Source organism: Occultella glacieicola (assembly GCF_004353825.1).
Taxonomy (GTDB): Bacteria; Actinomycetota; Actinomycetes; order Actinomycetales; family Beutenbergiaceae; genus Occultella; species Occultella glacieicola.
The window spans coordinates 263,984-275,980 of sequence record NZ_SMNA01000006.1 but is presented as its reverse complement, the minus strand read 5'-3'; the positions used below and the strand labels follow the sequence as shown (position 1 = coordinate 275,980).

Sequence of the window (11,997 nt, the reverse complement as noted above, 5' to 3'; positions counted from 1 at the left end):
CCTCAGGCTGCCTCTCGGTTGGTCACGGCGTGTCCGGGTCGGGCGCCGGTGGGGCGGGTGTGGGTCAGGACCGGTTCGCCGTTCACGAGCACGTGGTGGAGGCCGACGGCCCTCCGGCGGGGTTCGTCGAAGGTGGCGCGGTCGGCCACCGTGGCCGGGTCGAAGCAGACGACGTCGGCGGCGGCGCCCGCGGCGAGGACGCCGCGGTCGGCCAGCCCGATCCGGCCGGCCGGCAGTGCGGTCATCTTGTGGATCATCCGCTCCAGCGGCACCAGGTCGAGGTCCCGGGAGTACCGGCCGAGGTAGCGGGCGAACGTCCCGAATGCGCGCGGGTGCGGCCGCTGCCCGACGAGCAGACCGTCGCTGCCGGCGCAGTGGCGCGGATGGGACAGGACGGTGCGCACGTTGGTCTCGTCACCGTCGTGGAACAGTGCCAGGGCACTCAGCCGTTCGGAGATCAGGATGTCGCAGTAGGCGTCGATCGACCGGACGCCCCGGCGCTGCGCGACGTCGGCGACGGAGAGCCCGGGCAGTGCCGGGTCCCCGGCCGAACCGATGACCACCCTGGTCCAGTCCACGGGCACGCCGTTCGAACCGGTGGTGCCACGCCGTTCGAGACGTACGAGGAGGTCCTCGCGCACATCGGGGCGGTCCAGGAGTTCGACGATCTCGTCCACGCCCCGCTGCTGGAGGAACCCGGGCAACGGCGCGTGCAGGTAGCTGGACCCGACGATGTACGGGTAGGAGTCGAGGGTGACGTCGACACCGTCGGCCAGGGCGGCGTCCACGAGGGCGAGCAGTTCCGCGGCGCGGCCGCGGTTCACCGGGTAGCTGAGGTGCGCGTGGGTCAGGTGCACGGCCACACCGGTGTGTCGGCCGAGGTCCAGGCACTGCGCATACGCCGCCAGTGCCCCGGCGCCGTAACTGCGGTGGTGCGGCGCGTAGTAGCCGCCGTGGGCGGTGACCACCTCGCACAGCCGGGCCAGCTCGTCGTCGTCGGCGAACATGGCCGGCACGTACGTCAGTCCGGTCGAGAGCCCGACGGCGCCGCCCGCCAGGGCATCGGCGAGCAGGCCGGCCATCCGGTCCAGTTCGGTGGGCGTCGCGGGGCGGTGCTCGGTGCCCATGACGAGCAACCGGAGGGTGCCGTGTGGGACCAGATAGGCCACGTTCACCGCCGCGCCACTGACATGGTCGAGGAACTCGGGGACGGTGCGCCAGGTGATGCCGCCGTCGGGAAGGTCCCCGTTCCAGCCACGGATGCGATCGTGCAGTTCCCCCACCACCTGCGCGGTGACCGGCGCGTAGGAGAGCCCGTCCTGACCGATCACCTCCGTGGTGACGCCCTGACTGACGGCGCCGAGCCGGTCCGGCTCACGGATCAGGGCGAGATCCGAGTGGGCGTGCATGTCGATGAAGCCGGGACAGACCACCAGACCCGTCGCCTCGATCAACCGGTCGGCGCCGATCGTGGCGGCGCCGCTGGGTCCGGCCACGCGGTCGGGCCCGGTGACGGGCTCGATCGACGCGATCCGTCCGTCCGCGACGCGGACGTCGGCGAGTCGGCCCGGGGCGCCGGTGCCGTCGATGAGGAGACCGCCGGCGATCAGGGTGGTCGTCACGCGTGCTCCGCTTCGTGGATGGGTTGCGCGAGAACATACCCACACGAGCGCGGATGGGCTCGAACCGGTCCGGGATTGAGGATTCCAGCCGATGCAGGTGCATCATCTGAACGAAATCGTCGCGCCGAGTGGATGTCGGTGCGATCCCGCCGCTCGGAGCCGGCGTCAGCGAGCGGGGTCCGCGCTCCCGGCAGCGACCGGCTCGAACACGTGCGAGGCGCGTTTGATGACGTCGAGACCGTCGGACACGTCCACGCCTGCCACGCCCGGGAGCTGGCCGACGTCCTCGGTGATGAACCGGTACAGGGCCTCGTCCGAGGCGAGCGCGACCTCGCCGCACAGGTTGGTATGACCGGTGGTGGCGGCGATGTTGAGCACGTTCGGGTGTGCCGCCAGGGCTCGGCCCACGGACTCCAGCCGCGACGGGGCCACCCGCAGCCAGATGAATGCGACGACCGGCTGGCCGAGCGCGGCGGGCTGGACGACGGTGCGCAGGCGGAGCAGACCCGCCGCCATCATCGCCTCGGCGCGCCGCCGCGCCGTCGCCGGCTGGATCCCGAGCGGGTCCGCCACCTCCCGCCAGCTGCGGCGCCCGTGCTCGGCGAGTTCGGCCGCGACCGCGTGGTCCAGGTCGTCCATCCGGTGGCTCACCTGGCGGCGGTCCTCGGTCCAGTGGTCCAGGCGACCCGACCGCAGCACCGTCATGGCGCGTTCGGACAGGACCGCACCGGTCCAGCCGTGCGGCGTGGAGAACCGGCGGATGATCTTCGACGTCGAGCTTCCGATCACGCCGCGCACGCACCTGAGCCGGTCGCCGGTGATCTCGAGCAGGTGCCGGGTCGAGCGCACGTGGAGCTGTGCCGCGCAGTCGAGCTCGCCGCCGATCACCGAGACATACCCGGACTCGGGCCACTCGGAGACGGCCCTGGCGACGTCGGCGCTCGCGCCGGGCACGCACCGAAGCCGCAGGAAGACGGCGAACCCGGCGTCGGAGCGCTGCTGATCGATCACGGCGACCACCCGCACGACCGGTCCGAGCAGGGACGCGAGGCGTCGGGAGACGGTGGGCGCGCTGGTGCCCGCGGCCTCGGCGAGGGCGCCCACGCGAGCGCGCGGATGCGCGAGCAGGGCGGCGACGATACGGACGTCGACGTCCTGGACGTCGACCGGATCAGTCATCGGGGTTCCTGCACGGAGTGGATGTGCTCATCAGGTGGTCGATTGTCACATGCGCAGTCCTCACGTGAGCGCTGAGGTCCACACGCTGCAGAGGGCCCTCGGACCACCTCGGGAGAGCGCGGCTCAGCCGACGAGCTGCCAGGTGCCCCAGGTTGCAACCGCGGCGCTGCCCGGATCCGCGCTGCGGCGCTGGCGCAGCGGGGCGGTCGGCGTTTAGGAACGTCTCGACCGACCACCACTCGCGCAGCGCGTCCTCGCCGATCGCGGCGAGCATGCCGGCCGTCTGGGAGGCGTGCGCCCGCAGGGCGACGAGCTTGCGGTCGGCGCCCGGCCCGCTCAGTTCGAGGGTCAGGGCGACGTCGGCGTCGGGGGTGCGCAGCGGCAGCCCGTCGGCGAGGAAGACCTCAAGCCGGTCGTGCACGTGTGCCCAGCGGCGTACGAACGACTCCGTGGTGGTCGCGATCAGCTGGCGGGCGTGCGGGGCCGCAGCCGCGCGCGCCGTGCTCGCCCAGGCGGCCACGGTCTGATGGTCCTCGTGTCCGGTGAGCACGTCCGGTCCGAACGTGACGATGGGTGTCCGGCCGCACCTGCTCCACGATCCGCGAGCTCATCGATCGCCTGCAGCTGCTGCTGGCGGGCCAGACTGCCGTCCGGGTGACCCAGCTGCCTGTGCTCTGTGACCCCGACCGCGGCGAGTGAGGCGGCGAGCTCGAGTCCGCGGACCCGGCCGAGGCGATCGGGCGCCCATTGCGTCGCGTCCGTGGTGCCGTGCTTGCCGAGCGTGGCGGTGACCACCACGACCCGCCGGCCGGCATCACGGGCGGCGGCCACCAGGCCGGCGGACAGGAACACCTCGTCGTCCGGGTGCGCCCAGATACCGAGGATCGTGCCGAGGGAGCCTGCGTCGTGCATCGGGCAACCCTTCCGGTCCGTGCGGTGATCCCCCGATCGCCGGTCGTCCTTGAGAGATCGGGCCCAGTCCGTACTTGCTCGTGGCGGAGACGGTCCACGGAATCTTGATACCCGGTGCCGTGACCGCCCGACACAGTCGTGGAGCGGTTGTGGGGGCTCGCTTGAGCCGGCACCGGGCTGCGCGACGCCCAGATCGCGCTGCGGGTCGGACTGCCTCCTGGGTGAGACCTGCGGGCTGCTCGTCGTCGAACGATGCCGCTTGATGCGTTCCGAGTTCTGATTTCATGGCGGCATGAAACTCTCAACGTTGGCCTGGCTGCTCGGGTCCATCTTCGGCGTCCTGTCCCTGGTCCTGCTCGTGATCGGCGCAGTGCTGACGGTCGACGACGTAGCGGTCGCGCCGATCGTCTTGTTCGTGGTCGGTGCCATCTTCGCCGTCGTCGCGATCGTGGCGTTCACCTTCGCGCCCCGCATCCGGGCGCAGGAGCGACTCATCGAAGGTACGGCGACGCCTGACGCTGCGGCGATGCAGGGATGGGATCGCCTGCACGCCGAGATCGAGCGGGCGTTCGCGGGCTCGCCGTACGCGGTTCGGGCGACCCCGGGCAGCATCAGGGTCAGCGCGGACCTCGCCGATGCGCGCTTCCTGACCATCGGCGGCGCGCGCCGCGTCGCGACCCTCTTCACCACCGCCGTGATCCCCGTGCGCCAGGGCGCCGTCGCCCGGCAGGATACGCTCCAGGACCTGGAGTGGACGGTGTGGGTCGACGGGACGGCGAGGCCACGGTTCACGGGCAAGGGCCGAACGGTGGGTGGACGCGTCTACACCATCCAGAAGCAGGTGGAGGTCGGCGCCGACGCGAAAGGTATCGGCAAGAAGGTCGACTACACCTTCTCCTCGGCAGAGATCGCCAAGCCGCTCAAGGCTGCGATCGAGGCGGTCGGCTTCGACGACGTGATGCCGGCCACCCAGAAGTTCGGCGTGGTGATGGCGCTCGCCGCCGGCGTGCCCGGAGTCCTGGTCGGCATCGGTGCCGCGATCATCGCAGCGGTCACTGCGCCGGCCGCCTGAGCGCACTCACAGTCACCCGGCCCGCACGGCGGTCCGATACGCCCCCGGCGCCAGCCCACAGATTCGGGTGAACCGGGTGTAGAAGGTGCTCCGGGAGCCGAACCCGGCTGCGTGGGCGATCTCCGCCGTCGTCATTACGGTGCTGATGAGCAGCCGCTGCGCCGCGGCGACGCGGTACCGGGTGAGATAGGAGCCGATCGTGGCGCCCACCGAGCGACGGAACAACGTCATCGCGTCGGACCGACTTCAGCTGGTCGCTGGTGGTCTCGAGCGGGTGCCGGGTCGAGCGCACATGCAGCTGTGCGGCGCAGTCGAGTTCGCCGCCGATCACGCAGACGTAGCCGGAATCGGGCCAATCGGAGACGGCGCGGGCCACGTCGGCGCTCGCGCCCGGCACCCACCGCAGCCGGAGGAAGACGGCGAACCCGGCATGCGCCCGCTGTTGATCGAGGACGCCGATCACTCGCACGACCGGCCCGAGGAGGGTGGCCAGACACAGGGAGACGGTAGGCGCGCTGGTGCCGGCGGCCTCCGCGACGGCGCCGACCCGGGCGCGGGGGTGGGGCAACGGTGAACGTGACGATCACGCACGACCCGCTCGAGCCCTCCGTTCACATCAACGTCGGTGCGCTCGGCGTGCTTGTCGCCCTGATCCTGCTCGTGGCCGGTCCCCAACCCCGGCTCGCGACCAAGTGGGCGTGGTTCTGGCTCGGCTGCGCCGGACCGCTCTGGCTGGTGTTCCTGGTACTCGAGCCGGTGCCCTGGTGGCGCCGTGAGAGCGCCATGCAACGCGACCGCCGGCTGACCGGAGGATGGGCGTTCCTCGCGTCGATCTTCCTCGTGCCGGTGGTGCTCTCGCTGATCCCGGGACTCCAGCGCATCATGTGCTGACCCCGCGCCCCGGCTACGGCGCCCGGGGATGATGCGCAGGTCGACGTGCGTCAAGGACACGCAGTCACCGGACGCCGAGGAGTTCGACGAGTCGCGTCATGGCGATCAGTCGTTCGCCGCTCTCCCAGGCGGCTCGCTCCGCCTCCCGAACGTCCCGGTCGATCTCGAGGCGTCGGAACCAGGCGGGCAGGTGCTTCGGGAAAGGTGCGTAGTGGCCCGACCGTGCGAAGAGTTGAACGTACGCGAGCCGCATGAGGTCGGTCTGAAGCTTGTGAGACAGCCAGTGATGACCGCTCCGGTCCGCGTTCCCGAGCTCCGCGAGGAACGCGGGGGCGGCGCTGCGGAACGTCGTGTCGACCGCGCTGCGGAACGTATCGGTCGGTACCTGGACACGGTGACGTAGTTCCGCGACCGTTCCCGAGCGGTCGAGGAGCAGGGTGGACTGTGCGAGTCCGGCCACCGTGTAGAGCGGATCGGGCCATTCCGAGGTGTTCCAGCCCTCCCCGCACCCGACCCGGTCGGCCGTCTCCTCGAGCCGACCCAGGGTGGTGTGCACGAGGTCGACGTCGATGCCGTCCGCGGCGTCGCGCCGGACCTCCAGGTGGTGCTCGGGGTCGACGACGTGCCGCGTCGCGTCGGTCTGCAGTGGCGTGGTCGGAAGTGTGGCGTCCCAGACGAGCACGAGGTCGAGGTCCGAACCCGTGGCGAGGCCCGTGAACCGCGAGCCCTGGCCCTAGACCCCGATCAGTTCGCCGTCGGCATCCACGGCACCGGTGAGGACCGCGTCGACCCGGACCTGCTCGGCTTCGGTCAGGGGATCGCGGTCGTGGCGCAGCATGCCCGGGATGCTACCGACGCACTCCTCAGCGGTTCAGCCCACGAGTTGCCAGGTGCCCCAGCCCGGAACCGCGGCAGCGCCCGCATCCGCGCCCCGGCGTTGGGGGAGCGGCGTGCGGTCGGCGTCCAGGAACGTCTCGACCGACCACCACTCGCGCAGTGTGTCCGCGCCGATCGTGGCGAGCATGCCGGCCGTCTGGGAGGCATGTGCCCGCAGGGCGACGAGCTTACGGTCGGCGTCCGCGCCGCTCAGGTCGAGGGTCAGCGCCACGTCGGCGTCGGGGGTGCGCAGCGGCAGCCCGTCGGCGAGGAACACGTTGAGCCGGTCGTGCACGTGTGCCCAGCGGCGCACGAAGGATTCCGTGGTGGTCGCGAACAGCAGCCGGGCCTGCGGGGCCGACGCCGCGCGCGCCGTGCCTGCCCACGCGGACACGGTCTGATGATCCTCGTGTCCGGTGAGCCCGTCCGGCCCGAAAGTCACGATGGTGTCCGGCTGCACGTCCTCGACGATTGCCGCGAGCTCGTCGATCGCCTGCAGCTGGTGCTGGCGGGCCAGGCTGCCGTCGGGGTGACCCAGGTGCCTGTGCTCCCTCACTTCGAGCGCCGCAAGGGAAGCGGCCAGCTCAAGTGCACGGATCCGGCCGAGCCGGTCGGGCGGCCAACCGGCGGGGTCGGTCGTGCCGTGTTCGCCGTGGGTCGCGGTGACGACCACGACGCGTTGCCCGGCGTCGCGGGCCGCGGCCATCAGACCGGCCGTGAGGAACGCCTCGTCGTCCGGATGCGCCCAGACGCCCAGGATCGTCCCGAGGGAGCGTACGTCGAGCATCGGGAAGCCTTCCGGTACGTGCCGTGATCCCCGATCGCCGGTCGAGTTCGGGGAGAGTCAGTTCTACGTGCTCGAAGGAGGTGGGTCCATGCAATTCTGATACCGGTGCCGCAGGTCGGTGCCGGGTCGGGGCCACCCCGGGCCCCGCGGCCTCGCGTTCGTCAGCCGCCGAGGACGCTGTCGGCCGCACCGGAGGCCACCGGATCGGGCAGCCGTCGCATCCGGGCGGCCACGACGAGCCCGAGCGCCGCCGAGAGGAGCGGGACCACCAGGGCGATCTGGAGAGCGAGCGGACGCGCCTCGGTGTTGATCCGGATGATCTCGGCCTGGATCTCGGGCGGCTCGTCCTCGAGGAGCGCGTCGAGGTTGGTGTTCGTGACGAGTTCGGCGTCGGTCTCGAGCGCATCGGCGACCTGTCCCTGGACCTCGGGTGGCAGCACGTGGCTGTCGTTGGCCATGGAGGTGAACGTCACCGAGAGCGTGGCGAGCATGAGGGCACCGGCCAGTGCCAGACCGAACGATAGGCCGAACGACCCACCGGCCGAGTTCACGCCCGCCGCCTCGCTGACCCGTTGCTCGTCGACCGGGGAGAGGGTGTAGTTGTTCAGCTGGGACACCAGCAGCCCGAGGCCCGTGCCGGTGATGACGAGCGGGATCACGAACGCCCAGCCGGAACCGGCGCGGGGCACGAAGGGAATGAGCACCGCCATCCCGACCAGCATCAGGAGGTAGCCGGCTCCGATGATCGAGCTAGGCCGCCGACTGCCGCCACGCTTGGACATCAGCAGGGAGGCACCGAACATGCTCAGCGACAGGGGCGCCAGGGACAGGCCGGCCCGCAGCGCGTCGTACTCGAGCACGATCTGGAAGTAGATCGGCAGGACGATCATGGAGCCGCCGAGCGCGATCTGCTGGAGCAGCTGACCGCTGATGCCGAGCCGGAACCCGGCCGAGCGCAACACCTCCGGGTCGATGAGGGTGAGGCGGCCGGCAGCCTTGGCCCGGAAGAGCCAGACGCCCAGTCCGAGCAGGGACGCGACGCCGATGCCCATCAGGATCGCGACCGAGTCGCCGCCCTCCTGCCAGACCAGGATGCCCAGGACGGTGCCGCCCATGCCGACGACCGAGAGGATCGCGCCGACGAGGTCGATCCCGCGGGGGCCGGTGTACTTCGCATCCCGGACCAGGCCGAGGCCGGCGAGGACCACGGCGATCATGACCGCCTCGAGCAGGAAGCCCACGCGCCAGGAGAGGAAGGTCGTGATCGCCCCACCGAGGAGGGGACCCACCGCGGCGGCGATCGCGGCCGCGGCACCGACGAGCGCGTAGACCCGGCGCTGTTCGTCGTCGCGGAAGTTGCCGTGGATGAGCGCCTGCATCGACGGCAGGAGCAACGATGCGCCGAGTCCGCCGACGATCGCCCAGAAGACAATGATCGCCGTCAGGTCGCGCGAGAGGGTCATGGCGATGGCGCCGATCGCGTAGCAGATCAGCCCGATCGCGTAGGCGCGCTTGCGGCCGATCAGGTCCGCCACCTTGCTCCCGATCAGGATGAACGCGGCGGAGACGAGGGCTTCGAGCGCGATCGCGGACTGGACGCCGCTGACCGTCGTGTCCAGGTCGACGACGACCTGGGAGATCGACACGTTCATGAGCGAGGTGTCCACGACGAGGACGAACATTGCCATCGCGAGCAGGATGGCGAGCCGGTTGCCCTTGCGAGCCTCGGACATGGGGACTCCTCGTCCGGATCCCGCGGCACGTGGTCGCGTCGCTGACCCAGGGTGGCGCCGGATCGGGTGGGACAGCCCCACCCCGGCCAGGGTGGTGCCCGACCACCTTGTCGAGAGGGAGGGTTCGGGGAAACGAGGACGAGGAGGTTCCGCCGTGTCGGACACGATGCAGGCGAAGGAGAGCCGACGGGCGAAGCCGCTGTCGCCGGAGCAGTTGGGCGAACTGCTCCCACTCATGAAGGGGGCGGACACGGTCGAACTCAAGTTGAGCGTTCCCGACGACAACCGACGTTCGACCGTGGCGGCGTTGCGCATGGACCCGCTGGACAGCCAGATCCGCCAGGTCATGTTCTTCGACACGCCGGATCTCGCGCTGAATCGCAGCGGGGTCGTGGTGCGGGCCCGCCGGGTGCAGGGCCGCGACGGGGACACCGTGGTCAAGTTGCGGCCGGTCGTTCCGCAGGAACTGCCCCCGGTGTGGCGTGAGTCGACCTCCGTCGGCGTCGAGGTCGATGCGATGCCGGGAGGTTTCGTCTGCTCCGCGAGCGTGAAGGCCAAGCGTGACGACGGCGCCGTGAAGGCCGTGTTCGCCGGCACCGGGTCGGTCCGCAAACTGCTCTCGAAGGAGCAGCGAGCCTTCTTCGCCGACCACGCCCCCGACGGGCTCGCGCCGGACGCGCTGACGCGGCTCGGACCCATCAACGTCCTGAAGCTCAAGTTCACCCCGGAGGGCCTCGGCCGACGGCTCGTCGCGGAGCTCTGGCTCTACCCGGACGGGACCCGGCTCCTGGAACTCTCGACCAAGTGCTTGCCCCACGAGGCGTTCGAGGTCGCGGCCGAGGTGAAGGTGTTCCTCGCGGCCCACGGGGTCGACCTGCTCGCCGAACAGCAGACCAAGACGCGCACCGCGCTCGACTTCTACGCGGCGGAGCTGGCGGCCGGCTCGGAGACCGCGACCGCGACGGTCGAGCCTCGCTGAGCGTGCGGGACCTCCCCGTCGGGGTCCCACCCGGGTCCGGGTGATGTCGCGCCACCCCGGACCCGGTCACCGTGGGGGCGTGGAGAAGAACCAGCACGCCGGGCCGGGGCGGATGTCCCGGCCGGTCTACGAGAAGGAACTCGCCCGCCTGCACGCCGAACTGGTCGCGTTGCAGCAGTGGGTCAAGGCCTCGGGAGCGAAGATCTGCGTGGTCTTCGAGGGCCGTGACTCGGCCGGCAAGGGCGGCACGATCAAGGCGATCACCGCCAAGGTGAGCCCGCGCGTGTTCCGGGTGGTGGCGCTGCCGGCACCGACCGAGCGCGAGCGGTCGCAGATGTACATCCAGCGCTACATCTCGCACCTGCCCGCGGCCGGAGAGGTCGTGATCTTCGACCGCAGCTGGTACAACCGGGCCGGGGTCGAGCGGGTCATGGGTTTCTGCACCGAGGAACAGGCGCAACGCTTCCTCGCGATGACGCCCGACGTCGAGCGCGCCATGGTCGAGTCCGGGATCGTCCTGGTCAAGTACTGGCTCGAGGTGGGCGAGCAGGAGCAGACCAAGCGCCTCCAGTCGAGGATCGACGATCCCCGCAAGGTCTGGAAGCTGTCCGACATGGACCTCAGGTCGTACACGAAGTGGTACGAGTTCGGCGCCGCCCGCGACGACATGCTCGCGATGACCAGCAGCGCGTGGGCACCTTGGCACGTCGTTCGTACCGACGACAAGAAGCGCGGACGACTGAACCTGATCACGCACCTGCTCGGCCAGGTTCCGTACACACCGCTGCCGGCCCGCTCGACCACCCTGCCGCAGCGCCCGACCGCCGACGGATACGTCGAGCCGGACCTGACGCCGTACCTGATCCCGGCGCCGTTCTGACCGGCGGCCGGGCAGCCGTGTGCGCGTATGCACTCGGATCGCCGCACGACCCGGGATGCGGCCGTGCGGCACGCGTGAGCAGCGGCCGACCTCTGCCTCCCGCGCCCACTCGCCGGCATCGCGAGCCTTACCCGGGGACCCGCCGACCTCGGGTGACGTGACCGCCGGCCCCCGGCTCCGCGCCGGCGCGCCCGCTACGCGGGCGAACCGGATCGCCTCACCTGCCGATATCGGCCCGGAGGCAGCCCGCAGATCCGGCTGAACTGCTCGTAGAACGCGCTCTGCGAACTGAACCCGGACGCGTGGGCGACCTCCGCCGTCGTCATCGAGGTGCCGATCAGCAGCCGTTGCGCCTCGGCGACCCGGCACCGGCTCAGGTACGTCCCGATCGTGGTCCCCACCGACCTGCGGAACAGGGTCATCGCATAGGTCGGGTTCAGGTGCACGGCGCCGGCCACGTCGGCGGGGGTGATCGGCTCGCGGAAGTGCGCGCCGATGAACCGCGCCATCTCGACGGCGGAGTGAGCCTGCCCGGGATGCGGGCCGCCGTCGGGGTGCTCGGGGCCGTCGCGCCCCGCGCGCAGCAGGCGGCGCACCAGGGCCTGCACCTCGAGGAGGGCGATCGTGGGGTCCTCCTCCAGGAGTTCCGCCTGCCAGGAGGTGAACACCGCGGCGGGGTCGGGGCAGACCACGGCGGCGTCCACGATCACCGGCCGAGGGCTCAGGAGGGTCGCGAGATCCGGCGCGGGCAGGGTCCAGGCGAGCGCCGTCCCGAGCGGCAGGTGCACCCAGGCGCCGAGCGAGCGGGTCGGTGAGGGGATCAGGTGGTGCGGGGTCGCGGCCCAGAACAACGCGATCTCCCCCGCGCGCACCCGGACCGGGGCGCCGCCGAAGAGGTAGTCGAGATGACCCCGCAGGACGAGGTTCAGTTCGACGTCGTCATGGCGGTGCGCGCGGTCCATCACCGGGGCGGGGCCGTGATGCGTCCAGATCCCGGATGGCATCGTCTCGACCACGGCATCCTCCACCCGGGAAGCGTAGCCAAGGATCCCGGAAGGATAGGCGC

At 71.1% G+C, this 11,997-nt stretch carries 13 protein-coding genes; 4 read left to right on the top strand and 9 right to left on the bottom strand.

The annotated features are described in order from the left end of the window. Nucleotides 1-2 precede the first annotated feature (2 nt). The 4 genes from EXU48_RS14055 to EXU48_RS14040 form a co-directional block, all read right to left on the bottom strand. Nucleotides 3-1,622: an N-acyl-D-amino-acid deacylase family protein gene (locus EXU48_RS14055; protein WP_207947739.1), complete on the bottom strand. Its 1,620-nt coding sequence runs from the start codon at nt 1,620-1,622 to the stop codon at nt 3-5. Between the two features lie 165 nt (nt 1,623-1,787). Further along, nucleotides 1,788-2,801 (bottom strand): Lrp/AsnC family transcriptional regulator, encoded by a 1,014-nt coding sequence (locus EXU48_RS14050; RefSeq protein WP_133108285.1) that lies wholly within the window; start codon nt 2,799-2,801, stop codon nt 1,788-1,790. Beyond that, nucleotides 2,794-3,321 carry a hypothetical protein gene (locus tag EXU48_RS14045; protein ID WP_133108284.1) on the bottom strand — a complete coding sequence of 176 codons (528 nt, stop codon included), beginning with the start codon at nt 3,319-3,321 and terminating at the stop codon, nt 2,794-2,796. The genes EXU48_RS14050 and EXU48_RS14045 overlap by 8 nt, the downstream gene beginning before the upstream one ends. After that, nucleotides 3,264-3,713, bottom strand: a complete 450-nt coding sequence (locus EXU48_RS14040) for a PIG-L deacetylase family protein (RefSeq protein ID WP_133108283.1) — start codon at nt 3,711-3,713, stop codon at nt 3,264-3,266. The genes EXU48_RS14045 and EXU48_RS14040 overlap by 58 nt, the downstream gene beginning before the upstream one ends. Nucleotides 3,714-4,005: 292 nt before the next feature. On the opposite strand from EXU48_RS14040, the gene EXU48_RS14035 reads away from it, so the two are divergent. Continuing rightward, complete coding sequence (locus EXU48_RS14035; protein WP_133108282.1) at nt 4,006-4,785, top strand: hypothetical protein; 780 nt, start codon at nt 4,006-4,008, stop codon at nt 4,783-4,785. Nucleotides 4,786-4,797: 12 nt separating this feature from the next. On the opposite strand, the gene EXU48_RS14030 is transcribed toward EXU48_RS14035, so the two are convergent. Next, the gene (locus EXU48_RS14030; RefSeq protein ID WP_133108281.1) at nt 4,798-5,016 is read right to left on the bottom strand and encodes a helix-turn-helix domain-containing protein; all 219 of its coding nucleotides are present in this window, start codon (nt 5,014-5,016) and stop codon (nt 4,798-4,800) included. A 345-nt stretch (nt 5,017-5,361) separates the two neighbouring features. Here EXU48_RS14030 and EXU48_RS14025 point away from each other — a divergent pair, with 345 nt between their 5' ends. Beyond that, a complete protein-coding gene (locus EXU48_RS14025) occupies nt 5,362-5,676 on the top strand; it encodes a hypothetical protein (RefSeq protein WP_133108280.1) in 315 nt (104 codons plus the stop codon). A gap of 64 nt (nt 5,677-5,740) precedes the next feature. Here the strand turns inward: EXU48_RS14025 and EXU48_RS14020 are convergent, their stop codons facing one another. The 3 genes from EXU48_RS14020 to EXU48_RS14010 all read right to left on the bottom strand — a co-directional run bounded on the left by EXU48_RS14020 (nt 5,741) and on the right by EXU48_RS14010 (nt 9,072). Then, nucleotides 5,741-6,358: a hypothetical protein gene (locus EXU48_RS14020; RefSeq protein WP_133108279.1), complete on the bottom strand. Its 618-nt coding sequence runs from the start codon at nt 6,356-6,358 to the stop codon at nt 5,741-5,743. Between the two features lie 189 nt (nt 6,359-6,547). Then, nucleotides 6,548-7,339 carry a PIG-L deacetylase family protein gene (locus tag EXU48_RS14015; protein WP_133108278.1) on the bottom strand — a complete coding sequence of 264 codons (792 nt, stop codon included), beginning with the start codon at nt 7,337-7,339 and terminating at the stop codon, nt 6,548-6,550. A gap of 161 nt (nt 7,340-7,500) precedes the next feature. Next, entirely contained in the window at nt 7,501-9,072 is a 1,572-nt protein-coding gene (locus EXU48_RS14010; RefSeq protein ID WP_133108277.1) for an MFS transporter, read from the bottom strand. Nucleotides 9,073-9,226: 154 nt separating this feature from the next. Between EXU48_RS14010 and EXU48_RS14005 the strand changes: the two genes are divergently transcribed. Both EXU48_RS14005 and ppk2 read left to right on the top strand, forming a co-directional pair. Beyond that, nucleotides 9,227-10,051, top strand: coding sequence for a CYTH domain-containing protein (locus tag EXU48_RS14005; RefSeq protein ID WP_133108276.1), 825 nt, complete (start codon nt 9,227-9,229; stop codon nt 10,049-10,051). A 79-nt stretch (nt 10,052-10,130) separates the two neighbouring features. Beyond that, a complete protein-coding gene (gene ppk2, locus EXU48_RS14000) occupies nt 10,131-10,931 on the top strand; it encodes a polyphosphate kinase 2 (protein WP_235857027.1) in 801 nt (266 codons plus the stop codon). A 194-nt stretch (nt 10,932-11,125) separates the two neighbouring features. Here the strand turns inward: ppk2 and EXU48_RS13995 are convergent, their stop codons facing one another. Further along, nucleotides 11,126-11,959 carry a helix-turn-helix domain-containing protein gene (locus tag EXU48_RS13995; RefSeq protein ID WP_133108274.1) on the bottom strand — a complete coding sequence of 278 codons (834 nt, stop codon included), beginning with the start codon at nt 11,957-11,959 and terminating at the stop codon, nt 11,126-11,128. Nucleotides 11,960-11,997: the final 38 nt, after the last annotated feature.

Bases quoted from the DNA above. Each gene is read 5' to 3' on its own strand.
- EXU48_RS14010 (WP_133108277.1), bottom strand. From the start codon at position 9,072: ATGTCCGAGGCTCGCAAGGGCAACCGGCTCGCCATCCTGCTCGCGATG.
- EXU48_RS14015 (WP_133108278.1), bottom strand. From the start codon at position 7,339: ATGCTCGACGTACGCTCCCTCGGGACGATCCTGGGCGTCTGGGCGCAT.
- EXU48_RS14035 (WP_133108282.1), top strand. From the start codon at position 4,006: ATGAAACTCTCAACGTTGGCCTGGCTGCTCGGGTCCATCTTCGGCGTC.
- EXU48_RS14050 (WP_133108285.1), bottom strand. From the start codon at position 2,801: ATGACTGATCCGGTCGACGTCCAGGACGTCGACGTCCGTATCGTCGCC.
- EXU48_RS14040 (WP_133108283.1), bottom strand. From the start codon at position 3,713: ATGCACGACGCAGGCTCCCTCGGCACGATCCTCGGTATCTGGGCGCAC.
- EXU48_RS14030 (WP_133108281.1), bottom strand. From the start codon at position 5,016: ATGACGTTGTTCCGTCGCTCGGTGGGCGCCACGATCGGCTCCTATCTC.